Here is a 23,603-nt window from a genome sequence, read left to right on the forward strand (position 1 = left end):
TGCCCCGGGTGTGCGCCTTCGCGCATTGACCCTGTCCGGCTGCCCCCGTATGCTACAAGTTGCGTCGCGAGCCTGCGCGCCTCAGACCTAGCAGGCCGCGCTCGCGTCTGTTGCATGTCCCCTCGGTTGTCGAGGCACCTTCCGGTTAACGGATCGGTGCTTTCCAGGCTGTCCGGCTTCTGCAGAGGCGATACGGGCTCTCGGCGTAGCAGTACCTACGACTCACTGTCCGTACCGGAGCCCTTACCCACATGACGAGCAGCACCGAGACCACCGCCACCACTCCGCAGGTTGCGGTCAACGACATCGGCGACGCGGACGCGTTCCTCGCGGCGATCGACGAGACGATCAAGTACTTCAACGACGGCGACATCGTTGACGGTGTCATCGTCAAGGTTGACCGCGACGAGGTCCTCCTCGACATCGGTTACAAGACCGAAGGTGTCATCCCGAGCCGCGAGCTCTCGATCAAGCACGACGTCGACCCGAACGAGGTCGTCAAGGTCGGCGACGAGATCGAGGCCCTGGTTCTCCAGAAGGAGGACAAGGAAGGCCGCCTGATCCTCTCGAAGAAGCGCGCTCAGTACGAGCGTGCCTGGGGCACCATCGAGAAGATCAAGGAAGAAGACGGCATCGTCACCGGTACCGTCATCGAGGTCGTCAAGGGTGGTCTCATCCTCGACATCGGCCTCCGTGGCTTCCTCCCGGCGTCGCTCGTCGAGATGCGTCGTGTCCGCGACCTCCAGCCCTACGTGGGCAAGGAGCTCGAGGCCAAGATCATCGAGCTGGACAAGAACCGCAACAACGTGGTCCTGTCCCGCCGTGCCTGGCTCGAGCAGACGCAGTCCGAGGTCCGCCAGACGTTCCTCACGACCCTGCAGAAGGGTCAGGTCCGCTCCGGCGTCGTCTCCTCGATCGTCAACTTCGGTGCCTTCGTGGACCTGGGTGGCGTCGACGGTCTCGTGCACGTCTCCGAGCTCTCCTGGAAGCACATCGACCACCCCTCCGAGGTTGTCGAGGTCGGCCAGGAAGTCACCGTCGAGGTCCTCGACGTCGACATGGACCGCGAGCGCGTGTCGCTGTCGCTCAAGGCGACGCAGGAAGACCCGTGGCAGCAGTTCGCCCGTACGCACCAGATCGGGCAGGTCGTTCCCGGTAAGGTCACCAAGCTCGTTCCGTTCGGTGCGTTCGTGCGCGTCGACGAGGGCATCGAGGGCCTGGTCCACATCTCCGAGCTGGCCGAGCGCCACGTGGAGATCCCGGAGCAGGTCGTCCAGGTCAACGACGAGATCTTCGTCAAGGTCATCGACATCGACCTCGAGCGCCGTCGCATCAGCCTCTCGCTGAAGCAGGCCAACGAGGCCTTCGGTGGCGACCCGGCTTCGGTCGAGTTCGACCCGACGCTGTACGGCATGGCCGCGTCGTACGACGACCAGGGGAACTACATCTACCCCGAGGGCTTCGACCCCGAGACCAACGACTGGCTCGAGGGCTTCGAGGCTCAGCGCGAGGTCTGGGAGACGCAGTACGCCGAGGCGCAGACGCGCTTCGAGCAGCACCAGGCCCAGGTCATCAAGTCCCGCGAGGCCGACGAGGCTGCCGCTGCCGAGGGCGCTGCTGCCCCGGCCGGCGCTGCCCCGGCTGCCTCCGGCGGCAGCGGTGGTGGCGGCGGCGGCTCGTACTCCTCGGAGTCCGAGGACAACTCCGGCGCCCTGGCGTCGGACGAGGCCCTGGCTGCCCTGCGCGAGAAGCTGGCCGGCGGCCAGAGCTGACGCTCTGACCCCAGCCGCTCATCGGCTGAAGTAGCTGTAGAGCTGTAGGTGAGGCCCGTCCCCTTCCGGGGGGCGGGCCTCACTCGTGTCCGGACGCGAAGCGCCGGCCGGAAGGCCGCCGCCGAGGTCGTGGTCGTCGGCGGTGGAACAGCGGGTCTCGCCGCCGCGTACGAACTGGGCAAAGCGGGCTACGACTGTACGGTCCTGGAGGGCGACGGCCCGCACCGGTGGGCGTAACTTCACCGTCCGGGGCGGCGACACCACACCGACACCTACGGCAACAGGCAGACCGCACGCTTCAGCGACGGCCGGTACATGAACGCCGGACCCGGCCGGATCCCGCAGTGGACGGTCACCCTCGACTACTGCCGCGAACTCGGGGTGTCTGTCGAGGTGTTCACCAACGAGAACGCCAACGCCTACCACTACAACTTCAACTTCGACTTCAACTTCGACTTCGACTTCGACTTCAACGAGAAGTCCGGCATGAAGGCGCCCGCGCGCGGCCAAGGCCGACATGTACGGCTACGTCGCCGAACTCCTCGCCAAGGCCGGGGACAAGGGCGCCCTCGACCGGCAGATGACCGTCGACGACCAGGGGCGGCTCCTGGAGCTCCTCAAACGCCTACGCCGCCCTCACGCCACGAGAGAGGGAAGCCCGGGCAGTCGCCCAGGGCGTGAAGATCCACGTCGAGAAGTACCGCACGGAACTCGCCACGTCGTCCTTCCCCCCACTCGCGCCAGACCCCGGTCACGGCGCTGCACAGCCGGGTCCTCGCATAACGGCGGGCGAAAGGGGCGCGGGCGGGAATGCCGCGGCTCGGCGGGGTGTTCTTGTCCAGGAACACGAGGAGGAGCGGTAACCGTGCCTGATCCGCAGAGTTTGTACGAATGGGAGCCGAAGGGCCTGGCCGTCGTCGACATGGCGCTCGCCCAGGAGTCGGCCGGTCTGGTCATGCTCTACCACTTCGACGGATACATCGACGCGGGTGAGACGGGCGAGCAGATCGTCGAGGGCCTGCTCGAGACCCTGCCCCACCAGACAGTGGCCCGCTTCGACCACGACCGGCTCGTCGACTACCGGGCGCGCCGCCCGCTGCTGACCTTCAGGCGTGACCGGTACACGGCGTTCGAGGCGCCCACGCTGGAGGTGAAGGTCGTCCAGGACGCCACGGGCGCCCCCTTCCTGCTCCTCTCCGGGCCGGAGCCCGACGTGGAGTGGGAGCGGTTCGCCGCGGCCGTGGAACAGATCGTGGAGCGTCTCGGTGTCCGTCTCGCGGTCAGTTTCCACGGCATCCCCATGGGCGTCCCGCACACCCGGCCCGTCGGCCTCACCCCGCACGGCAACCGCACCGACCTGATGCCCGGACACCGCAGCCCCTTCGACGAGGCGCAGGTCCCCGGTTCCGCCGAGGCACTCGTGGAGTACCGGCTGATGGAGGCCGGGCACGACACCCTCGGTGTCGCCGCCCATGTGCCGCACTACATCGCCAGGTCCGCCTACCCGGACGCCGCGCTCACCGCCCTGGAGGCGGTCACCGCGGCGACCGGACTGGTCCTGCCCAGCGTCGCGCACACGCTGCGCACGGAGGCGCACCGCACCCAGACCGAGATCGACCGGCAGGTCGGCCAGGGCGACGAGGAGCTCGTCTCGCTCGTCGAAGGGCTGGAGCACCAGTACGACGCGATCGCGGGGTCCGAGACACGGGGCAACCTCGTCGCGGAGCCGGCCGATCTTCCGTCGGCGGACGAGATCGGCCGCGAATTCGAACGCTTCCTCGCGGAGCGTGAGGGCGATTCCTGAGGGGACCTCCGGCCGCGCCCCGGCCGGACGCTAGGGTCGGCACATGCTGAAAGTGGGCCTGACCGGCGGGATCGGCGCCGGCAAGAGCGAAGTGTCACGGCTGCTCGCACGCTACGGAGCCGTGATCGTCGACGCCGACCGGATCGCACGCGAGGTCGTCGAACCGGGCACCCCCGGGCTGACGGCCGTCGTCGAGGCCTTCGGCCCTGAGATCCTCGGTCCGGACGGGGCCCTGGACCGGTCGGCGCTCGGCTCGATCGTCTTCTCCGACCCCGCACGCCTGGCCACGCTCAACGCCATCGTGCACCCGCTCGTCGGAGCCCGTTCCGCCGAGCTGGAACGGGCCGCGGGGCAGGACGCGGTCGTCGTCCACGACGTCCCGCTGCTCACGGAGAACGGCCTCGCCCCGCTCTACGACCTGGTGGTGGTCGTCGACGCGAAACCCGCCACTCAGCTCGACCGGCTCGTGCGGCTGCGCGGGATGACGGAGTCCGACGCCCGCGCCCGCATGGCGGCGCAGGCCACGCGCGAGGAGCGGCTGGCCGTCGCCGATCTCGTCGTCGACAACGACGGCCCCCTGGACGGGCTGGAACCCCAGGTCCGCACGGTCTGGTCGGAGCTCACCGCACGGGCCGCCGCCCGCTGACCCGGCGTACGGGCGGAATACGCGTACCCGGGCCGATGTTGAAGAGCGGCAGGCAAGGGGAAGGATACGGCCGTGCCCGACAGCAACCCGGAAACGCATGTCATCGATTTCCGCGCGGCGGAGCAGCTGCTCGCCGCGCGTGACCCGCGGGGTGCGGTCAAGCTGCTCGACTCGGTGATAGCCGCCCACCCGGAGAACACCGCGGCCCGGCTGCTGCGTGCCAGGGCCTTCTTCGCCGCCGCCCAACTGCGCCCGGCCGAGCTGGAGTTCGAACTGGTTCTGGAGCGTGAGCCGGACAACGCCTTCGCGCACTTCGCGCTGGCCCGCACCTTCCAGCGCGCCGGCCGGCCGGAACAGGCCACCCGTCACTTCCGGCTGGCCGCCGCGCTCGACCCGAAGCCGGAGTATCTGCAGGCGGCCCGCTTCGACGACCGTTCCTGACTGCGCCGGACTGCCGGCGCACATCTCGGCCCGGTCCAGCGGGCTCAGCGGCCGTACCGGCCCCGCCGCCCGCCCCGGTCGGGTTCGTACGGGGGGACGTCCCGGCCGGGCTGGTAGCGCGGTCCCTGTCGCATGCGGCGCACGACGACGCAGAGGTCCGTGACCGTGACCACCAGCAGAACGCCGCAGGCGGTCGCCCAGCCGGCCCGTCCGGTCACCACGAACGCCACCAGGCCGGCCACGGCCCAGATCATGCCCCACAGACTCAGCCAGAGCCGCATCCGCAGGGGGCTGCGTGCGGTGGACGGTTCACTTCCGGTACGCATCGGCATCGCCTCCCGTCCAGCATGAACCCGTGGCGAGGCAATCGGAAACCGCGGGGGCCGTTCCGGCCGGTCGCTGTCGTCGCTTCCGCACACTGCCGTCCGCTGCCGTCCGTTGTCGTCCGCTGGGGAACGCCGTCCCGCGCCGGTACGTTCTGGCGGGTATGAGTGGGCAACTGGTACGTGAGGGATACGCGGGGACGGGGCCCGGCTCGATCACACCCGACGGCTGTGCGGTCGAGTTGTACGCGCGCATGTCCGTCGGCAGCGAACCCGAGGTGATCGGCTCGGCTCTGCGGCCAGGAGCGAGTGTCCTCGAACTGGGCTGCGGGGCGGGCCGGGTGACACACCCCTTGGTCGGACTGGGCTTCGATGTGACCGCGGTGGACGAGTCGGCGCAGATGCTGGAGCGGGTCAGCGGGGCACGCACGGTCCGGAGCCCCATCGAGACGCTGGACCTCGGTGAGGAGCGGTTCGACGCCGTGGTGCTCGGGTCGTTCCTGGTGCACGTGGGCGATCACCGGGTCAGGGAAGGGCTGCTCGGTACCTGCCGCAGGTATGTGAAGGACGCCGGCGTCGTGCTCATCCAGCGGGAGGGCGCCGGCTACCACTCCGATCTGCCCCGGGAGAGGGAGGACCGGGCCGCGGGCTGCACCATCCGGATCGTCTCGGCGGTCCCCGTCGGCGACGGCGTGGACGAGGTGCGCGCGGAGTACGTCTTCGAGGACGCCCGGTGGACCCAGACCTTCCGGTCGCGGGAGCTGAGCGTGGAGCAGTTCGAGGCGTATCTGGCGGAGGCCGGGCTCGTCATCGACCGCTACCTCACCCCTGACGGCCTGTGGGTGCTGGCCAGCCCCGAGCAGCTCTGAAACGAGGTGTACCGAGGGTCCGTGGGCCGATGAGTTCCGGAGACCGGCGCGGTCTACCTCTCCGTAACGGCCTGGTTCGCGACAGGGAGCGGATCAGGCCGTGAGCGCCGGGAAGGGTGGCGGCAGCAGCCGCACGTCGCACCGGCGCACATCACCCACGACGCCCATCGAGGAGACCTCCATGTCCGAAACCGCAGCCCCCGCCCCGCTCGCCGTGCCGAACGCCCCCTCCGCGCCACGCCGGCGGGTGGGCTCCGCGGCCCTGACCGGGGCACGTGTCGTCCTCGCGCTGTTCCTCGGCTTCAGCGCGGTGGCCAAGATCATCGCCCATGCGTCGGCCGTCGAGTCCTTCGACCGGATGGGCTGGGGCAGCGGCGCGATGTACGCGATCGGCGGCCTGGAGCTGGCGGGCGCGCTGGCCCTGCTGATCCCGCTCCTCGCGGGGGTGGCAGCCATCGCCCTCGTCGGGCTGCTGGCCGGCGCGTCCGTCGTCCAGCTGACGCTGCTCGACCCGCCGAACGCGGTCATGCCCGCACTGCTCATCGTCCTGGTCGTCCTCATCGCCCGGGACCGGCGGGAGCGGACCCGGGAGCTGTTCGCGCTGCTCCGCGGGCGGGGGCGTACGGCCCGCACAGGTCAGTGAACGAACCGGTAGCTGCGCCAGGGCAGGGCACGCGGGGCGTTGGTGTCGGAGAACGTGGTGGGCACATAGGCGGTCCCGCGCCCGGAGCAGTCGCGGGTGGCGTAGAGGACGATGTCGACCAGGGTCCGGTTGTCGATCTTGCCCGCACCGGCGGGCTCCATCGTGTGGCAGCCCTTCACCGACGGGCTGTGCACGGTGACGACCTTGTCCTGCTCGGTGGTGTAGGACACCGGCCCCACGGCCGTACGCCCGAGGCCGGAGCAGCCGGTGACGGCCAGGGCGAGCAGGGCCGTACCTGTGGCGATACCGGCACGCCGGCGGAGAACGGTGGGGGGCGCGGTGACGGACATGGGCGGGTCCTCGTCTGCTCGTCCGGCTCATCGGTACGTCACAGAGACGTGCTGGCGCTGCCACGCTGCCCGGTCCCCGTGGTGCCGGCATCCGGTGCGCGGCCGGCCGGGGCCCCTGCCACCCGTACGGGGGTTCGCGAGTGCGCGAATCGGGCATATTGTGTTAATAGGGCGTGATCAGTGGGTGCGATGACACGCACCCCGGAGTCAGGGGGCCGTGATGGTCCAGGATCTGTTGATCGCATTGGTGGCGGTGCTCTCGGGCGGCCTGCTGTACGCGATGGCCGCGGCCCGGGTGGTCAAGCAGTACGAACGGGGTGTGGTGCTCCGGCTGGGCCGGCTCCACGACGCGGTGCGTACCCCGGGCTTCACCATGATCGTCCCGGGCGTCGACCGGCTCCGCAAGGTCAACATGCAGATCGTGACGATGCCCGTGCCGGCCCAGGACGGGATCACGCGCGACAACGTCACGGTGCGGGTGGACGCGGTCATCTACTTCAAGGTGGTGGACCCTGCGAGCGCGGTGATCCAGGTGGAGGACTACCGGTTCGCGGTCTCCCAGATGGCACAGACCTCCCTCCGGTCGATCATCGGTAAGAGCGATCTGGACGATCTGCTGTCCGACCGCGAGAAGCTGAACCAGGGACTGGAACTGATGATCGACAGCCCCGCGGTCGGCTGGGGTGTGCAGATCGACCGGGTCGAGATCAAGGACGTCTCGCTGCCGGAGACGATGAAGCGGTCCATGGCCCGGCAGGCCGAGGCCGACCGTGAGCGGCGCGCGAGGGTCATCAACGCCGACGCGGAGCTGCAGGCGTCGAAGAAGCTCGCCCAGGCGGCGCAGCAGATGTCGACCCAGCCGGCGGCCCTGCAACTGCGGCTGCTGCAGACAGTGGTCGCGGTGGCGGCCGAGAAGAACTCCACGCTGGTCCTGCCCTTCCCGGTGGAGCTGCTCCGCTTCCTGGAACGCGCGCAGCAGGGGCAGGAGCCGCAGCCCCCCGTGGCCGGTCGGCCGGTCCCGGAGGAGCCCACGGACCCGTCGGCCACGGACCCGTCGGCGGCCGGCCCGCCCGTCGTGGATCCGCCTGTCGTGGATCCGCCTGTCGTGGATCCGTCCGCCATGGATCCGTCCGTCGTGGATCCTCCGGTCACGGAGCAGACCTTCACGGACCGGCCGCTCCCGGACCCCTCTCTCACCGGTCCGGGGCCGGAGCCGGACGAGGCCCCCGAGTCCGACCCCGAGGTGCTCCCCGACTTCGATCCGGAAGAGCCGTCCGGCCGCTCCCGCACCAAGCGCTTCACCCGTCACTGACACAGTCCTACGCCCGCTCCACCTGTGGAAACACGGCCGGGGCGGGCGCTGTCACACCTCCCGCCTAGACTCGCGAACACAGGCGAAGTGCAAGTGGACCGAGGCAGGAGGGGGGAGCGGTGGACATGACGCGGCAGGCGCAGGACGCCATCGTCGACCGGCTGCTGCGGTGCGCCGCGGTCTTCCTTCCCGCAGCGCTGCCCAGGGACGGCCTGATCGCCTTCTGGGACCCCGAAGGAGGAGCCGGGCTCACCGGCCCCGACGCGGTGTTCCCCGCCGCAGGGCCGGCGTGCACCGTCGCCGAGCTCACGGTCGTCAGCCGGCACGGCACGGACGGAGCCGTCACCCGCACCGTGCCCGCAGTGACACTTCCCGTCGGGGCCGCGGTGCCCCTGCTCGCGCGTGCCCGGCACCGCGCCGCCGCCCACCCCGCCACCCGCGCGTGGGGCGCGGCGGCCCTGCACGCCCTCACCCTGGTGGCGCGCGGCAGGCTCCTGCCCGGACTGACGGCCGGCGACCACGACGCCTGGCGGGCCGGCCCGCGCGACGCGGAGGACATCGCCCATCTCAGGGCCGTCGCCGCCTCGATGCCGCCCGAGGGGCATGCCGTCCCGCTCGACGGCACGCCCCTGCGCGTCCCTGAACCCCGAGCGCTGCTCGGCGCCTTCCTCGACGCCGTCGCCGACACCCTGCCCCGGACGCCCGCCGCCGCACACGCCATGGGAGCGCCGTTCGCGGCCCGCGACGCGCAGCACCTGCCGGACGCCCGGGCCTGGGCCGTCGAGGTGGCCGCCGGACTCGACGCGGGGGTGCGCGTCTCGCTCCGGCTCGACCTCTCCGCGTACGACCTCTTCGACTCCTCCGACCCTCCCGACGCCACCGGTGAGGACACCGCTGACGAGGACGCGCCCGGCACTCCGGCCGCCACCCGCCATGCCGCCGCCGCCATCGCCCAGGTGCACAGCCTGGCCGATCCGACGTACGTCACCGACGCGGCCACGCTGTGGGGCGGCGGAGCGGGTGAGCCCTTCGGGCCGAGGGCCCGGATCGACGCGGTGCTCGCGCTGCGCCGCGCCGCCCGCGTCTGGCCGCCGCTGGAGCGGCTGCTGGACCAGCCCGTCCCCGACGTGCTCGCAGTCACCGAGGACGAGCTCCACGAGCTGATCGGTGCGGCCGGAGCACGGCTCGCGGCGGCTGGGGTGGCGCTCCACTGGCCCCGGGAGCTCGCCCGCTCGCTCACCGCGGCGGCCGTCGTCCGCCCGGCGCCCGGATCGGCCACCGACGGCACCTCCTTCTTCGACGCCGAGCAGCTCTTCGCGTTCAACTGGCAGCTCTCCCTGGGCGACGACCGGCTCACCGAGGCCGAGATGGACACCCTGGCCGAGGCGCACCGGCCGGTGGTGCGGCTGCGCGACCAATGGGTCGTCGTGGACCCCGCGCTCGTCCGCAAGGCACGTAAGCGGGAGCTGGGTTTCCTGGACCCGGTGGACGCGCTCGCTGTCGCGCTCACGGGCAGCGCCGAGGTCGACGGCGAACAGGTCGAGGCCGTGCCCGCCGGAGCCCTCGCCGCACTCCGCGCGCGCATCCTGGACGAGGACGCCACCCTCCCCGCGCCGCCCGGCCTCGACGCCACCCTCCGCGACTACCAACTCCGAGGCCTGGCCTGGCTGGACCGCATGACCTCGCTCGGCCTGGGCGGCTGCCTCGCCGACGACATGGGCCTCGGCAAGACCATCACCGTCATCGCGCTCCATCTGCACCGCGCCCAGGCCGCCCCCACCCTGGTGGTCTGTCCCGCCTCCCTCCTCGGTAACTGGCACCGCGAGATCAACCGCTTCGCCCCCGGCGTCCCGGTGCGGCGTTTCCACGGCACCGAACGCACCCTCGGCGGCTCCGACGGCGGCTTCGTCCTCACGACCTACGGCACGATGCGCTCCAGCGCGGAGCAGCTCGCCGGGCACACCTGGGGACTCGTCGTCGCCGACGAGGCACAGCACGTGAAGAATCCGCACTCCTCGACCGCCAGGGCACTGCGCACCATCCCAGCACCGGCTCGCGTCGCGCTGACCGGCACCCCCGTCGAGAACAACCTCTCCGAGCTGTGGGCGCTGCTCGACTGGACGACCCCCGGACTGCTCGGCCCGCTCAAGGCGTTCCGCTCCCGGCACGCCAGGATCGTCGAGAACACCGGCACCGCCGCCGGCCTGGGCAACGAGGAGGCCGTCGAGCGGCTCTCCCGGCTGGTCCGCCCCTTCCTGCTGCGCCGCAAGAAGTCCGACCCGGGCATCGCGCCGGAGCTCCCGCCCAAGACCGAGACCGACCACCCCGTCTTCCTCACCCGGGAACAGGCCACGCTCTACGAGGCGGCGGTCCGCGAGACGATGGCGTTCATCGAGCAGTCGGAGGGCATCGCACGGCGCGGCCTGATCATGAAGCTGCTGGGCTCGCTCAAGCAGATCTGCAACCACCCCGCGCAGTATCTGAAGGAGGAGCCGACCCGGCTCACGGGCCGTTCCGGCAAGCTCGCCCTGCTCGACGAGCTCCTCGACACCATCCTGTCCGAGGACGGCTCCGTCCTTATCTTCACCCAGTACGTGTCGATGGCCCGGCTCCTCGCGGCGCACCTCGCCTCCCGCGCGATCCCCTCGCAGCTGCTGCACGGCGGCACGCCGGTGCCCGAGCGGGAACGGATGGTGGACGGCTTCCAGTCCGGCGAGGTCCCCGTCTTCCTGCTCTCCCTCAAGGCTGCGGGCACCGGACTGAATCTCACCCGGGCCGCCCACGTCATCCACTACGACCGGTGGTGGAACCCGGCGGTCGAGGAGCAGGCCACCGACCGCGCGTACCGCATCGGCCAGACCCAGCCCGTGCAGGTGCACCGGCTGATCGCCGAGGGCACCGTCGAGGACCGGATCAGCGAGCTGCTGGAGTCCAAGCGGGCCCTCGCCGACGCGGTGCTCGGTTCCGGCGAGGCGGCGCTGACCGAGCTGAGCGACCGTGACCTGGCCGACCTGGTCTCGCTACGGAGGACGTCATGAGCCCCGGTGCGAGCCCCGCGGCCCGGCCGGGCCCCGACGACCTGCGGCGCACCTTCGAAGCGGTGCCCGCCCGCGCCTCGGACGACGAAGGGCCCTTCGCGGACAGCTGGTGGGGCCGGGCCTGGGTGGAGGCCCTGGAATCCCTTTCGATGGACGAGGAGCGTCTCGCGCGCGGCCGTACGTACGCAGACGGAGGCCATGTCGCCGCGGTCACCGTCACCCCGGGCCGGGTCATCGCCTACGTCCACGGCAGCCGCCCCCGCCCCTACCGTGCGGAGCTGCGCCTGCGTACGTTCTCGGCGTCGGACTGGGACACGTTCCTGGACGCAGTCGCGGCCCGGCCGGGGCATCTGTCCGCGCTCCTCGACAAGGAGATGCCGCACTCCCTGGTCGAAACAGCGGGCGAGACCGGCATCCGGCTGCTGCCTGCCGCCGGTGATCTGGACCCGGACTGCTCCTGCCCCGACCGGGGCTGGCCCTGCAAGCATGTGGCAGCGCTCTGCTTCCAGACGGCACGGCTCCTGGACAGCGACCCGTTCGTCCTCCTGCTGATGCGCGGCCGGGGAGAGCGCGAGCTCCTCGACGAGCTTGGCCGGCGCAACGCCGAGCACTCCGCGCGGGAGCGCCCCGAAACTCCTGCCATGCCTTCGGTCTCGGCATCCGAAGCGCTGGCCGACCGCTTCCTGCCGCCGCTGCCCGCGCCCCTGCCCGTGCCGCCCTGCCCCGGCGAGCCGCCGTCCTACCCGGAGCTGCCCGGCGCCCGCGACCCGCTCGGCCTCGACCACCTCGCCACGGACGCGGCGGCCCGTGCCCACACGATGCTCACCACCGGGGACGACCCGCTCGACGGGCTCAGCACCTGGCAGGACGCCGTCCGGATCGCCGCCTCCCGCCCCACCGCCGGCCTCACCGCCACGACCCGGGCGCTCTACCGCGAGCTGGCCTTCGCCACCGGCCGCAGCACGACGGACCTGGCCCGGGCCGTCGCCGCCTGGCGGCAGGGCGGCGCGGAGGGACTGGAGGTGCTGGAAACCCCGTGGGACCCGCCGGCCGGGCCGTTCGACCGGGCGCGGCCGGCCCTCGCCGCCGCCGACCACCCGCGCTTCCAGCCCTGGCGCAACCACCTGACCAACGCCGGCGGCACCCTCCAGCTCCGCTTCGGCCACGACAGCCGCTGGTACGGCTACGAGTCCGACCCCGGCGAGGACGACTGGTGGCCCCGAGCAACGCCGGACCCCGACCCGGTCGCCGCCCTCACAGCCCTGCGCGGCTGATGCAGGGCCGTCAGCTCTGCAGGAACACCAGCAGGACGACGATCAGGACCGCGCACAGTGGGAGCACCACCCAACGCGCCTTGCGGAAGGACTCGTTCTCCTGATCGGTCCGTCCGCGGGCGGCCTCGTGGGAGTCGGCCAGATGCTCCCAGGCCATGTCGTCGATCCTCCGCATGGTCAGCAGCGACGGCGACCAGCCGCAGTGCGCGCAGACGAGGAAATCGCGGTACGGGTCGTACCGGAAGTCCCGCTCGACGTTGACCGTGAACACCTGGTCCCCGGGGCCGATGGCGGTGAAGTGGCGTATTGCCGCGCCCATGTTGCTTGCTCCCTGCTCGTGTCCGTCCGTGAGTGCCGGTTCGTGAACCCGGCGGCGGAACAGTAGCGAACACAGTCCGGGCCTCAGAAGCCGGCGAGGGTGCGTTCGTCGAGCAGGGCCACCGAGTCCTGGGCGTAGGCCTTCTCGTACGCGGTGTGAAGCTCGGCGTGACCGCGCGTCGTTGAACGACTGGAACTGCGCACCCGTCACATCAGGGCCTCCGTCCGGGCGTTCGGTGCCGAAGAACAGGTGGGCCTCCACATGGGCCGTGCCCCGTGCGGCGGGACATCCCGATCGAGGCCGAGCCACCCGTAATGGTGAGCCGCGCTACGCGTCTGATGCCGGGGCGCCCGGGAGGGAGACCCCACGGCCTGCGAAGAAGCGCTCGAAGACCGGCAGCGGAAGGGCGGCCGCGCGGGTAGCGGCCGTGGTCCCCGACGGGTTGTGGAAGTGGACACCAGACCCGTCCGCCGTCCGGGAGGTCAGCAGCACCAGATGGCCACCGCGGCCAGGAGCCGGCCGTTCCGGGTGCCGGATTCCGTAGTGCACGGAGGCCGTCACGCGCCGGCCCTCGTCCAGCAGCTCCAGGATTCCGGCGGCGGAGAGGTCCCGGTGGACGACCGCGTCGAGCCCGTGGACCTCGGACACGTACCGGGCGAAGGGGGCGTAGACCAGGCCCCTGATCACCCCGTCGGCGTCCTCCGTGTACGCGTCGTACTTCAACGCCCCGTCCCGCAGGGCGAACAGGGACGGCGCCCCCGTGCCGAGCGCCATGCGCAGGCAGGTCATACCGCACAGATGGCCTGCCCAGCGCGCGTACTCGGCGGGCGACGTTGCGCCCGACTCCGGCCAGCGGGGGTCCTCCACCGGATCGAGCCCGCCTTCCACGATCGCCTCGACCAGACCGGGCGAGGCGAACTGCGTGTGCACGGGCGTACGGCAGGTCGTACAGGTCACTGGCGGTATCCGTTCAGGAAGCGGCCGATGCGGCTGATCGCGGCGTCCAGGTCGTCGGCGTGCGGGAGGGTGAGGATGCGGAAGTGGTCCGGGCGCGGCCAGTTGAAGCCGGTGCCCTGCACCACCTGGATCTTCTCCCGCAGCAGCAGGTCCAGGACGAACCGTTCGTCGTCGACGATGGGGTGGACCTTCGGGTCGATGCGCGGGAAGGCGTACAGCGCGCCCTTCGGCTTCACGCACGACACCCCGGGGATCTCGTTGAGGCGCTCCCAGGCCCGGTCACGCTGTTCGTGGAGCCTGCCCCCCGGGGCGACGAGCTCCCGGATCGACTGCCGTCCGCCGAGCGCCGCCTGGATCGCGTACTGGGCGGGGGCGTTGGGGCAGAGCCGCATGGAGGCGAGCATGGTGAGCCCCTCCAGATAGCTGCGGGCGTGCTGCTGCGGGCCCGACACCACCATCCAGCCCGAGCGGAATCCCGCCACACGGTACGTCTTGGACAGCCCGCTGAAGGTGAGACAGAGCAGGTCGGGAGCCAGCACCGCCACGCTGTGGTGCTCGGCACCGTCGTACAGGATCTGGTCGTAGATCTCGTCGGCGAACACCATCAGCCCGTGCCGGCGCGCCAGGTCGAGCATGCCGTCGAGGACTTCGCGGGAGTAGACGGCTCCCGTCGGGTTGTTCGGATTGATGATCACCATGGCCCGGGTGCGGTCGGTGATCTTCGAGGCCATGTCGGCGAGGTCGGGGTTCCAGTCCGCCCCCTCGTCGCACATGTAGTGAACGGCCCTCCCGCCCGCGAGTGTGGTGACAGCGGTCCACAGGGGGTAGTCGGGGCTCGGGACGAGGATCTCGTCGCCGTCCTCCACGAGTGCCTGTACGGACATGGAGATCAGCTCGGAGACGCCGTTGCCGAGGAAGATGTCGTCGACGTCGACGTCGGTCAGGCCCATCGCCTGATAGCGCTGCGCGACGGCCCGGCGAGCGGACAGGATGCCGCGCGAGTCGGTGTAGCCGTGCGCCTGGGGGAGCATCCGGATCATGTCCTGGACGATCTCCTCCGGGGCCTCGAAGCCGAACAGAGCCGGATTGCCCGTGTTGAGGCGGAGCACGCTGTGGCCCGCCTCCTCCAGGGCGTTGGCCTGCTCGATGACCGGCCCCCGGATCTCGTAACAGACCTCGTTGAGCTTGCTGGACTGCCGGAACTCCATGCGGTGCCTCCCGAGCCTGGATTTGCGATACTTGGTTTTACCAAGCTTGCGCTTGGAAAGTCCAACAACATGTCTAGACTGCGTCGCATGCCACGTCAGCAGCAGCCCGCACGCCCCGCCCGCCGCCGGAGCTACGACCAGTTCTGCGCCACCGCCCGCGCCCTCGACTCCGTCGGCGACCGGTGGACCCTGCTGATCGTCCGTGAACTGCTGGCCGGTCCGCGCCGCTACACGGATCTGCACGCCGATCTGCCAGGAGTCAGCACGGATGTGCTGGCCTCCCGGCTCAAGGACATGGAACAGGGCGGCCTGGCCGTGCGCCGCCGTCTGCCGCCCCCGGCGGCAGCCTCGGTCTACGAGCTGACCGAGCACGGCCGTGGACTGCTCCCGGTCCTCACCGCGCTCGCTCGGTGGGGCGCGCCCGCGCTCGGTGAGCGCCGGCCCACGGACGCGGTCAGGGCCCACTGGTTCGCCCTGCCGCTGCTGCGGGCCCTGGACGCCCTCACCCATGGCGGAGTCATCGAGGTCAGGCTCCCCGAGGGCGAGTTCCACATCCGTACCGGTGCGGAGGCGCCGGGAGGCGAGGCGTACGGATACGGTCCCGCCGGCCACCCGGACGCGTGCCTCGTGCTGGACGCCGAGGCCGTGCTGTCCATCGGGCGCGGTGAAAGCACTCTCGCCGAGGCCGTGAAGGAAGGCCGGGCCGAAGTCCTGGGCGAGGGACCGCTCGCCGTCGAACTCCGTGGCGGCGGATGACCGTGCCGTCGCTGCGGTACGCCAACTCACGCGTAGCGTAGGCATGTTCGATGGGCCCGGATGCTGAGGGAGTCGGTCATGGAATTCGGTGGCACGGTCGGTACGAAGAAGCGGGTGACCCTGCGCAAGGTCATGCTCGTGGGGGTCTGCGTGGCGGCGCTCGGTCTTGTGCCGGCGGCGGCGGTCGCGACACCGGGCAGCGGTGTGAGCGGCACGGTCGTCGCCGAGGGCACGTCCCGGGGCAAGCTGAAGGTGGAGACTCCCGAGGGGCGCACGGATGTGACCTTCCGGGAGATCACGGTGGCGCCGGGCGGCTCCACGGGCTGGCACACCCATCGCGGACAGCTGATCGCCGTCGTCAAGTCCGGCACGCTGACGCGGACCCTCGACGACTGCTCGGTCGAGGCGACACCAGCGGGAACGTCGTTCATCGAACCGTCCGGGGCCGACCACCGCCACATCGGGCGCAACCTGGGCACGGAGCCCGTCGTGCTCTGGGTGACCTATCTGCTCCCCGAAGGCAGCGAACTCTCCGACGACGCCGACGCGGTGGACTGCCCGGCTGCGGGATGAGCGTGGCGGGGGCCTCCGCACGGCGGCGGGCGTCCCCGCCGGGGCGCCTTAAAACCCGAGCCGTCCGTCAGACGGCGGCCGTCTCCCCGTACGCCCCGAAGCCGGAGACGACGAGCCCGTCCCGGAAGGTCAGCACCTCGTACACCCGGCCACCGATCTGGTTGCGGTAGTCGATCACCAGCGCGTCGACGCCCGCGCGCACGTCCATCACCTCGAACTCCAGGCCGGGGATCTTCTCCAGCCCGGCGGCCCAGTACGCCCGCAGCGCCGCCTTGCCGTGCAGTGTCCCGGCCGGGGAGCCCGTCAGCCGGGCGATCATCGGGGAGCTGAAGGTCACGTCCTCGTCGTAGTGGGCGAGGATGCGGTCCAGATCGTGGGAGTTCCAGTCGTCCTGCCACCGGGACGCGAACCTGCGGGCGTATGCGAGATCCATACGGATCATGATGCGACAGGGCGATGATGGATGCGTGCACTTTGAACCCATCACCTGGGAACGGCTGTCCCGCGACCTCGCCGCCCATGCCGACGGACTCGAACCGGCCGACGGCGGGTCCTGGCTGAGGATCGGTGTCGACGGCGCTCCCGCCGCCCGCCCCGAGGAAGCCGCCGCCCGTCTCGCCGAGGCGCTGCGGGCCCTCGGGCGCCCGGTGCTCACCGTCTCCACGGAGGGCTTCCTGCGCCCGGCCAGCCTGCGCTACGAATACGGCAAGGAGGACCCGGACTCGTACGCCGACAGCTGGTTCGACACCGGGGCGCTGTGGCGCGAGGTGTTCCGTCCGCTCGAAACGGGCGGCAGCGGACGGGTCCTGCCCGATCTCTGGAACCCCGCGACGGACCGGGCGACCCGCAGTCCGTACCAGGTGCTGCCCGGGGGCGGGGTGCTGATCCTGCACGGGCCGCTGCTCCTCGGGCACTGGTTCCCGTTCGACCTCGCCGTGCATCTGAGTGTCTCGCCGGGAGCGCTGCGACGGCGTACACGGGAGAGCGAGCGGTGGACGCTGCCCGCCTTCGAGCGGTACGAGGACGAGGTCGCCCCGGCCGGCCGCGCGGACGCCGTCGTACGGGCCGACGACCCGCACCGCCCCGCCTGGACGGGGCTCGGCGGCTGAAGCGAGGGGTGTCACACCGGGCGGGCCCCGACCATCGCGACCGCTTCGGCCCTGCCCGGAGCCCGCCGCGGCCGCCGGGCGTACGTCGAGCGGGTGGTCAGGCCTTCAAGGAATCCGGGGCAGGCCGGGCCAGTGTCCTGCGCAGCGCGAGCGCGGCCATCGGCAGGAGGAGGCAGGCGGCGGCCGCGTTCAGCCAGCCGTAGCCCAGCCGGGAGACGACCACTCCGGCGACGGCGCCGCCGATGCCGGCAGCCGTGTTCATCGTGAGGTCGGAGAGTCCTTGCACGGCGGCCCGTGCCGCCTGAGGTACGGAGTCGGTGAGCAGCGCCGAGCCCGCTACCAGGCCCGCCGACCAGCCGAGCCCCAGGACGAACAGGCCTGCGGCCGTCCGGATGTGCCCGTCACCCGACGTACCGGCCAACACCGCCGCGCAGCAGAGCAGTCCGGCAGCCAGCCCGATGACGGGGAGCCGGCCGACCCGGTCGGAGAGCCAGCCCATGACGGGGGACAGCGCGTACATGCCGGCGATGTGTCCGCTGATGACCAGGCCGATCAGCTGGATGTCCGCGCCGTGGTGCCCCAGATGGACAGGGGTCATGACCATGATGGAGACCATCACGGTGTGGGACACGGCGACCGTCACGAGTGCCAGCCGGGCCATCGGGGCCGCCCGCACCGCCGCGATCCCTGCCCGCAGCGATCGGCTCGCCGCGTCGGCCGTGTCCTCGGAGGCGAGCGCCCGTGCGGTCAGCAGCGGGTCGGGGCGCAGCAGCACGGCGACCACGGCCCCGGTGAGCAGGAAGATGCCGGCGGCCCAGGCGAACGGGCCCGCCGTCTCGGGCACGAAGGTGCCCCGGAACACCCGGCTCGCGGGAGCGGCGATGTTCGGGCCGAGCACCGAACCGATCGTGGTGGCCCAGATGACGGTGGAGATCGCCCGCCCGCGCCGCTCCGGCTCCGAGAGGTCGGCCGCCGCGAACCGCGCCTGGAGATTGGCCGACGAGCCGGCACCGAAGCCGGCCATACCGAGCAGCAGCAGCGGAAAGCTGCCCACGACGGCAGCGGTCACCACGAGGAAGGCCCCGCACGCCCCGATCAGGTAGGCGAGGACGAGCCCGGCGCGCCTGCCCCGCGAGGTCATCAGGGCGGCCAGCGGCAGCGAGAGCAGTGCGGTGCCCGTCACGGAGGCGGTCGGCGCGAGCCCCGACACGGCTTCGGAGCCACTCACCTCGGTCGCCAGGACCGGGGCGAGCGCGATACCGACGGCCACGCCGAGGCCGCCGAGTATCTGGCTGCCGACGAGCACGGTGGATATCCGGCGCCGCAGGGCCGGCAGCTCAGCGGCTGTGATCCGCGGCGCGGGGAGAGCTGTCATCACCGCCGCAGTGTGCCAGCTCGTACCTCCGTGCGACATGGCGCGACGGACACGGTCGGTACGAATTCAGAACAGCGGCTGCGGGAGTATGCCCTCCAGAGCCAGCAGCTGCCGCTTCGTCTCCAGCCCGCCGCCGAACCCGCCGAGCCCTCCGCCGCTCTCCACCACCCGGTGGCACGGAACCACGACCGGCAGCGGGTTGGAGCCCATGGCCGCCCCCACGGCCTGGGCGGCGCCCGGCCGGCCGACCTGGCTCGCCAGGTCCCCGTAGCCCACGACCGTGCCGTAGGGCACGCCGGACGCCAGCTCGGTGAGCACCTCGCGGTGGAAGCCGGAGCTGAGCGACCAGTCCAGAGCGAGAGAGAAGTCCCGCAGCTCTCCGGCGAAATACGCGGCGAGCTGACGCGCCGGCTCGGCCAGCAGCGCGGAGCCCGGGGCTTCCACGGGCTTCGCGCCGAGCCGTGTCCGCAACTGCCCGAGCACCTTGTCCCGGACCGCCGGGCGCGCGTGGAAGACCACGGTCACCAGACCGGTGCGGGTCGCGGCCAGCAGGAGCGGGCCGATACCGCTCGGCACGACGGCCCACTCCACGACCTGCTCGCTGCTCTCCATGCGACCACCGTACGACCGGGCACCGACAGTGCCGCCCCGTCAGCCGCTCAGCGGGTGGCGTCCCGGACGATGTCGGGGTTGTTGGTGATGATGCCGTCCACGCCGAAGCCGGCCGCCTCCGCCGCCTTCGCCGCGTCGTTCACCGTCCAGGTGTTGACCCGGAGAGGCTTGCCGTGGGCGCCCTTCAGCTTCTGGACCGCGGCGACGTAGTCGGCGCCGATCGTCGTGTACGACGGATTGATCTGGTCGGTGAACGCCGCGTACGACGGCAGATCGGCCACCGCCGGGGTGCCCAGGAAGCCCGTGACGACGTCCGGACGCTGAACATGAACAGTTTTCACACTCTCTGCACCGAAGCTCTGGATGATCAGCTTGTGCTTGACGTGTCCGCGGTCGAGCCACCCCTCCTTGCGCAGGACGCCCAGGGTCTCCTTCTCGATGCCCGGGTAGATCTCCGGGCTCTTGATCTCCAGGAGCAGCTTCTGGCGGTTGCGCTCGACACGGTGCAGGTACTGGCTGAGCGTCGGCACCCGGGCGCCCGCGAAGCCGGCGCCGAACCAGCTGCCGGCGTCCAGCTTCGCGATCTCCGCCGCAGTGAAGTCCTTGACCGCCCAGGGCGCACGGTCGGGGAAGACCTCCTCGGCGTCGGTGGTCCTGTCCAGGGTGGTGTCGTGCACGACGACCAGCACACCGTCCTTGGTGAGCTGCACGTCGTTCTCCACCCATGCGATGCCCAGGTCGTCGGCCGCGTCCACGGCCGCCAGAGTGTTCTCCGGGGCGTAGGCGGAAGCGCCCCGGTGGGCGTAGACGACCGGGCTGTCCTGGGGCCCCGAGGCCTGGGCCTGGGTGGCGGGCAACAGGACACAGGCGCCGAGCAGGGCGGCGACGGCACCGGAGGTGGTTGCTGTGCGTACGGACACGTGTACTCCTCGCGTCGAGATGCGGACAGCCTGAGACTCGCATCCGATCGCCAACAAAAGGGAGGGGGATGATGGCCATGTTGTGAACGCAATGATGGGAGCCGCGTCCTCGAAGGGCCCGAAGGCGGATAAAATGCCGTCCTTATGTTTGCTTGCCGGGCCTTGCCCTTTAGGGTCACCCCCGAACCCGGGCACACCGCGAAGGGCGTACCAGCATGCAGGGCACAGTTGACGGATTCACCTACGGCCTCGTGACGCCGGTCACGGCGTTCCTCATGGCATGCCTCGGCGCCGCGCTCGGTCTTCGGTGCACCACACGGTCCCTGCGCACTCGGGGAGCCTCCAGAGCCGGCTGGCTGGCCCTCGGCGCGACATCCATCGGGTCCGGCATCTGGACGATGCACTTCATCGCGATGCTGGGCTTCACCGTCCGGGAAGCGCCGGTGAGCTACGACAGGCCGCTGACCTACGCCAGTCTCGCCGTGGGGGTCGGGATGGTCGGGATCGGTATCTTCCTGGTCGGCTACCGGGGCGCCACCCGCATGGCGCTGGTCACCGGCGGAACGATCACCGGCCTCGGTGTCGCCTCCATGCACTACCTCGGCATGGCCGGAATGAACTTCGAGGGAGTGTTCGAGTACGACACGCTCACCGTCGCGCTCTCCGTCGTCATCGCCGTGGTGGCCGCGACAACCGCGCTGTGGGCCGCCGTCTCCATCCACGGATTCCTCCCCAGCCTCGGTGCCAGCGTGGTCATGGGTGTGGCCGTGAGCGGGATGCACTACACGGGAATGGCCGCGCTCCGGGTGCACCTGCACCCCGACGCCCCGCCGGCACTGCCCGGCGAGGCACCCACCTCGCTGCTCCTGCCGATGATGATCGGACCGGGCTGCTTCCTTCTGCTCGCAGCCGTGGTCGTGATGATCGACCCCCTCGTGGTGACCGGATCCCGCGAAGAAGCCGGGCGGCTGCCGGGGCAGGCTCCCCGGAGCGGCGGACCTGTGGCCTCGATCCCCGTCCAGCGCCGCCGGACGCAGCCCTACGCGACCACCGCACGCAAGGAGTCCCGGCAGCCGTGGAGCCGCTGATCCCCGGCCGTTGTCAGTGGCGGGCCGTACGGTGGTTGCATGCGGCCAGTCTCGAAGATCGAACGTTCGGTGGCGCCTTTCGAGGTCATCAGTCCCTACCAGCCAAGCGGTGACCAGCCGGCGGCCATCGCCGAGCTGGACCGGCGCGTCCGCGCAGGTGAGAAGGATGTCGTCCTGCTCGGTGCGACCGGCACGGGCAAGTCGGCGACGACCGCCTGGATGATCGAGAAGCTGCAGCGCCCCACCCTGGTGATGGCACCGAACAAGACGCTGGCCGCCCAGCTGGCCAACGAGTTCCGCGAGCTCCTCCCGAACAACGCCGTGGAGTACTTCGTCTCGTACTACGACTACTACCAGCCCGAGGCGTACGTACCGCAGTCGGACACCTACATCGAGAAGGACTCCTCGATCAACGAGGAGGTCGAGCGGCTGCGGCACTCCGCCACGAATTCGCTGCTCACCCGGCGCGACGTCGTCGTGGTCGCCTCCGTCTCCTGTATCTACGGCCTGGGCACCCCCCAGGAGTACGTGGACCGGATGGTCCAGCTCAAGGTCGGCGACGAGATCGACCGTGACCAGCTGCTGCGCCGTTTCGTCGAGATCCAGTACACCCGCAACGACCTCGCGTTCACCCGCGGGACCTTCCGGGTCCGCGGCGACACCATCGAGATCTTCCCGGTGTACGAGGAGCTCGCCGTCCGCATCGAGATGTTCGGCGACGAGATCGAGGCGCTCTCGACCCTCCACCCCCTTACCGGCGAGGTCATCAGCGAGGACGCCTCGGTCCACGTCTTCCCCGCCAGCCACTACGTCGCGGGCCCCGAGCGCCTGGAGAAGGCGGTCGGCGGCATCGAACAGGAGCTGGAACAGCGCCTCGCCGAGCTGGAGAAGCAGGGCAAGATGCTGGAGGCCCAGCGGCTGCGCATGCGCACCACGTACGACATCGAGATGCTCCGCCAGATCGGCAGCTGCTCCGGCGTCGAGAACTACTCGATGCACTTCGACGGCCGCTCGCCCGGCACCGCCCCCAACACCCTCCTCGACTACTTCCCCGAGGACTTCCTCCTCGTCCTGGACGAGTCGCACGTCACCGTGCCGCAGATCGGCGCGATGTACGAGGGCGACGCCTCCCGCAAGCGGACCCTCGTCGACCACGGCTTCAGGCTGCCCTCCGCCCTGGACAACCGTCCGCTGAAATGGGAGGAGTTCCTGGGCCGGATCGACCAGACCGTCTACCTCTCCGCCACACCCGGGAAGTACGAGATGTCCCGGGGCGACGGTTTCGTCGAGCAGATCATCCGGCCCACCGGACTTGTCGACCCGGAGGTCGTCGTCAAGCCCACCGAGGGCCAGATCGACGACCTGGTCCACGAGATCCGCGAGCGGACCGAGAAGGACGAGCGCGTCCTGGTCACCACGCTCACCAAGAAGATGTCCGAGGACCTCACGGACTACTTCCTCGAGCTGGGCATCCAGGTCCGCTACCTCCACAGCGACGTCGACACACTGCGCCGCATCGAACTGCTGCGCGAGCTGCGCTCCGGGGAGTACGACGTCCTGGTCGGCATCAACCTCCTGCGTGAGGGCCTCGACCTGCCCGAGGTGTCGCTCGTGGCCATCCTCGACGCGGACAAACAGGGCTTCCTGCGCTCCGGCACATCGCTGATCCAGACCATCGGGCGTGCCGCCCGTAACGTCTCGGGGCAGGTCCACATGTACGCCGACAAGGTCACCCCGGCGATGGCGCAGGCCATCGACGAGACCAACCGCCGCCGCGAGAAGCAGATCGCCTACAACACCGAGCGGGGGGTCGACCCGCAGCCGCTGCGCAAGAAGATCAACGACATCGTCGCGTCCATCGCCCGCGAGGAGGTCGACACCGAGCAGCTGCTCGGCACCGGCTACCGGCAGGGCAAGGACACCAAGGCTCCTGTCCCTTCGCTGGGCGGCAAGGCCCCCGCGGGGGGCAAGGCGAAGAAGGAGGGCGCGGTGGTCACCGACCGGCCCGCCGCGGAGCTCGCGGGGATCATCGAGGAGATGACGGACCGCATGCGGGCCGCCGCGGCCGACCTGCAGTTCGAGGTGGCCGCCCGGCTGCGTGACGAGGTGGGGGAGCTGAAGAAGGAGCTGCGCCAGATGAGGGAGGCGGGGCTGGCCTGAGCCCGTGGGGCCCGCAGTGTTGCAGGACCGACACAAAAGCGGCCCACGCCTCTT

At 70.9% G+C, this 23,603-nt stretch carries 23 protein-coding genes and 1 pseudogene; 15 read left to right on the forward strand and 9 right to left on the reverse strand.

Annotated features, from left to right (window positions below; all coding sequences use genetic code 11):
- Positions 1-251: 251 nt before the first annotated feature.
- The 5 genes and pseudogenes from rpsA (at position 252) to ACIREO_RS16105 (ending at position 4,663) form a co-directional block, all read left to right on the forward strand.
- Positions 252-1,772, forward strand: a complete 1,521-nt coding sequence (gene rpsA, locus ACIREO_RS16085; RefSeq protein WP_404109754.1) for a 30S ribosomal protein S1 — start codon at positions 252-254, stop codon at positions 1,770-1,772.
- 48 nt (positions 1,773-1,820) lie between these two features.
- Positions 1,821-2,394: pseudogene (locus ACIREO_RS16090) on the forward strand (FAD-dependent oxidoreductase); the annotation flags it as partial.
- A 243-nt stretch (positions 2,395-2,637) separates the two neighbouring features.
- On the forward strand, positions 2,638-3,576 hold the full coding sequence (locus ACIREO_RS16095; RefSeq protein WP_404110005.1) for a PAC2 family protein: 939 nt from the start codon (positions 2,638-2,640) through the stop codon (positions 3,574-3,576).
- A 43-nt stretch (positions 3,577-3,619) separates the two neighbouring features.
- Complete coding sequence (gene coaE, locus ACIREO_RS16100) at positions 3,620-4,222, forward strand: dephospho-CoA kinase (protein WP_404109757.1); 603 nt, start codon at positions 3,620-3,622, stop codon at positions 4,220-4,222.
- Between the two features lie 72 nt (positions 4,223-4,294).
- Positions 4,295-4,663 carry a tetratricopeptide repeat protein gene (locus tag ACIREO_RS16105; protein WP_404109760.1) on the forward strand — a complete coding sequence of 123 codons (369 nt, stop codon included), beginning with the start codon at positions 4,295-4,297 and terminating at the stop codon, positions 4,661-4,663.
- Between the two features lie 44 nt (positions 4,664-4,707).
- Here the strand turns inward: ACIREO_RS16105 and ACIREO_RS16110 are convergent, their stop codons facing one another.
- The gene (locus ACIREO_RS16110) at positions 4,708-4,989 is read right to left on the reverse strand and encodes a DUF6343 family protein (protein WP_404109763.1); all 282 of its coding nucleotides are present in this window, start codon (positions 4,987-4,989) and stop codon (positions 4,708-4,710) included.
- A gap of 161 nt (positions 4,990-5,150) precedes the next feature.
- Between ACIREO_RS16110 and ACIREO_RS16115 the strand changes: the two genes are divergently transcribed.
- Both ACIREO_RS16115 and ACIREO_RS16120 read left to right on the forward strand, forming a co-directional pair.
- Positions 5,151-5,855: a class I SAM-dependent methyltransferase gene (locus ACIREO_RS16115; RefSeq protein WP_404109766.1), complete on the forward strand. Its 705-nt coding sequence runs from the start codon at positions 5,151-5,153 to the stop codon at positions 5,853-5,855.
- Positions 5,856-6,036: 181 nt separating this feature from the next.
- On the forward strand, positions 6,037-6,498 hold the full coding sequence (locus tag ACIREO_RS16120) for a DoxX family protein (protein WP_404109769.1): 462 nt from the start codon (positions 6,037-6,039) through the stop codon (positions 6,496-6,498).
- On the opposite strand, the gene ACIREO_RS16125 is transcribed toward ACIREO_RS16120, so the two are convergent.
- Positions 6,492-6,848, reverse strand: a complete 357-nt coding sequence (locus ACIREO_RS16125) for a hypothetical protein (protein ID WP_404109772.1) — start codon at positions 6,846-6,848, stop codon at positions 6,492-6,494. The genes ACIREO_RS16120 and ACIREO_RS16125 overlap by 7 nt on opposite strands.
- A gap of 220 nt (positions 6,849-7,068) precedes the next feature.
- Between ACIREO_RS16125 and ACIREO_RS16130 the strand changes: the two genes are divergently transcribed.
- From ACIREO_RS16130 to ACIREO_RS16140, 3 genes are all read left to right on the forward strand, one after another.
- Positions 7,069-8,160 (forward strand): slipin family protein, encoded by a 1,092-nt coding sequence (locus ACIREO_RS16130; RefSeq protein ID WP_404109775.1) that lies wholly within the window; start codon positions 7,069-7,071, stop codon positions 8,158-8,160.
- 125 nt (positions 8,161-8,285) lie between these two features.
- On the forward strand, positions 8,286-11,198 hold the full coding sequence (locus ACIREO_RS16135; RefSeq protein ID WP_404109778.1) for a DEAD/DEAH box helicase: 2,913 nt from the start codon (positions 8,286-8,288) through the stop codon (positions 11,196-11,198).
- On the forward strand, positions 11,195-12,472 hold the full coding sequence (locus tag ACIREO_RS16140) for an SWIM zinc finger family protein (RefSeq protein ID WP_404109780.1): 1,278 nt from the start codon (positions 11,195-11,197) through the stop codon (positions 12,470-12,472). The genes ACIREO_RS16135 and ACIREO_RS16140 overlap by 4 nt, the downstream gene beginning before the upstream one ends.
- Before the next feature lie 10 nt (positions 12,473-12,482).
- Here the strand turns inward: ACIREO_RS16140 and ACIREO_RS16145 are convergent, their stop codons facing one another.
- The 3 genes from ACIREO_RS16145 to ACIREO_RS16155 all read right to left on the reverse strand — a co-directional run bounded on the left by ACIREO_RS16145 (position 12,483) and on the right by ACIREO_RS16155 (position 14,956).
- Positions 12,483-12,791, reverse strand: a complete 309-nt coding sequence (locus ACIREO_RS16145) for a hypothetical protein (protein ID WP_404109782.1) — start codon at positions 12,789-12,791, stop codon at positions 12,483-12,485.
- A gap of 327 nt (positions 12,792-13,118) precedes the next feature.
- Entirely contained in the window at positions 13,119-13,748 is a 630-nt protein-coding gene (locus tag ACIREO_RS16150) for a peptidase (protein WP_404109784.1), read from the reverse strand.
- Positions 13,745-14,956 carry a pyridoxal phosphate-dependent aminotransferase gene (locus ACIREO_RS16155; protein WP_404109787.1) on the reverse strand — a complete coding sequence of 404 codons (1,212 nt, stop codon included), beginning with the start codon at positions 14,954-14,956 and terminating at the stop codon, positions 13,745-13,747. Before ACIREO_RS16155 ends, ACIREO_RS16150 begins: the two co-directional genes overlap by 4 nt.
- Before the next feature lie 69 nt (positions 14,957-15,025).
- Here ACIREO_RS16155 and ACIREO_RS16160 point away from each other — a divergent pair, with 69 nt between their 5' ends.
- Positions 15,026-15,712: a winged helix-turn-helix transcriptional regulator gene (locus tag ACIREO_RS16160; RefSeq protein WP_404109790.1), complete on the forward strand. Its 687-nt coding sequence runs from the start codon at positions 15,026-15,028 to the stop codon at positions 15,710-15,712.
- A gap of 78 nt (positions 15,713-15,790) precedes the next feature.
- Positions 15,791-16,285: a cupin domain-containing protein gene (locus tag ACIREO_RS16165; RefSeq protein WP_404109793.1), complete on the forward strand. Its 495-nt coding sequence runs from the start codon at positions 15,791-15,793 to the stop codon at positions 16,283-16,285.
- Between the two features lie 67 nt (positions 16,286-16,352).
- Here the strand turns inward: ACIREO_RS16165 and ACIREO_RS16170 are convergent, their stop codons facing one another.
- A complete protein-coding gene (locus ACIREO_RS16170) occupies positions 16,353-16,718 on the reverse strand; it encodes a nuclear transport factor 2 family protein (protein ID WP_404109796.1) in 366 nt (121 codons plus the stop codon).
- Between the two features lie 34 nt (positions 16,719-16,752).
- Here ACIREO_RS16170 and ACIREO_RS16175 point away from each other — a divergent pair, with 34 nt between their 5' ends.
- The gene (locus ACIREO_RS16175) at positions 16,753-17,394 is read left to right on the forward strand and encodes a uridine kinase (protein WP_404109799.1); all 642 of its coding nucleotides are present in this window, start codon (positions 16,753-16,755) and stop codon (positions 17,392-17,394) included.
- 97 nt (positions 17,395-17,491) lie between these two features.
- Here the strand turns inward: ACIREO_RS16175 and ACIREO_RS16180 are convergent, their stop codons facing one another.
- The 3 genes from ACIREO_RS16180 to ACIREO_RS16190 form a co-directional block, all read right to left on the reverse strand.
- Positions 17,492-18,769 carry an MFS transporter gene (locus ACIREO_RS16180; protein WP_404110008.1) on the reverse strand — a complete coding sequence of 426 codons (1,278 nt, stop codon included), beginning with the start codon at positions 18,767-18,769 and terminating at the stop codon, positions 17,492-17,494.
- 66 nt (positions 18,770-18,835) lie between these two features.
- Entirely contained in the window at positions 18,836-19,381 is a 546-nt protein-coding gene (locus ACIREO_RS16185; RefSeq protein WP_404109801.1) for a methylated-DNA--[protein]-cysteine S-methyltransferase, read from the reverse strand.
- A 47-nt stretch (positions 19,382-19,428) separates the two neighbouring features.
- Positions 19,429-20,301: a glycerophosphodiester phosphodiesterase gene (locus ACIREO_RS16190; protein ID WP_404109804.1), complete on the reverse strand. Its 873-nt coding sequence runs from the start codon at positions 20,299-20,301 to the stop codon at positions 19,429-19,431.
- A gap of 215 nt (positions 20,302-20,516) precedes the next feature.
- Here ACIREO_RS16190 and ACIREO_RS16195 point away from each other — a divergent pair, with 215 nt between their 5' ends.
- Together ACIREO_RS16195 and uvrB are read left to right on the forward strand one after the other, a co-directional pair.
- On the forward strand, positions 20,517-21,389 hold the full coding sequence (locus ACIREO_RS16195) for an MHYT domain-containing protein (protein ID WP_404109806.1): 873 nt from the start codon (positions 20,517-20,519) through the stop codon (positions 21,387-21,389).
- Between the two features lie 39 nt (positions 21,390-21,428).
- Positions 21,429-23,549: an excinuclease ABC subunit UvrB gene (gene uvrB, locus ACIREO_RS16200; protein ID WP_404109809.1), complete on the forward strand. Its 2,121-nt coding sequence runs from the start codon at positions 21,429-21,431 to the stop codon at positions 23,547-23,549.
- The last annotated feature ends 54 nt before the right edge of the window (positions 23,550-23,603 follow it).

The sequence above is a fragment of the Streptomyces sp. NPDC102441 genome, assembly GCF_044765585.1.
Lineage (GTDB): Bacteria > Actinomycetota > Actinomycetes > Streptomycetales > Streptomycetaceae > Streptomyces.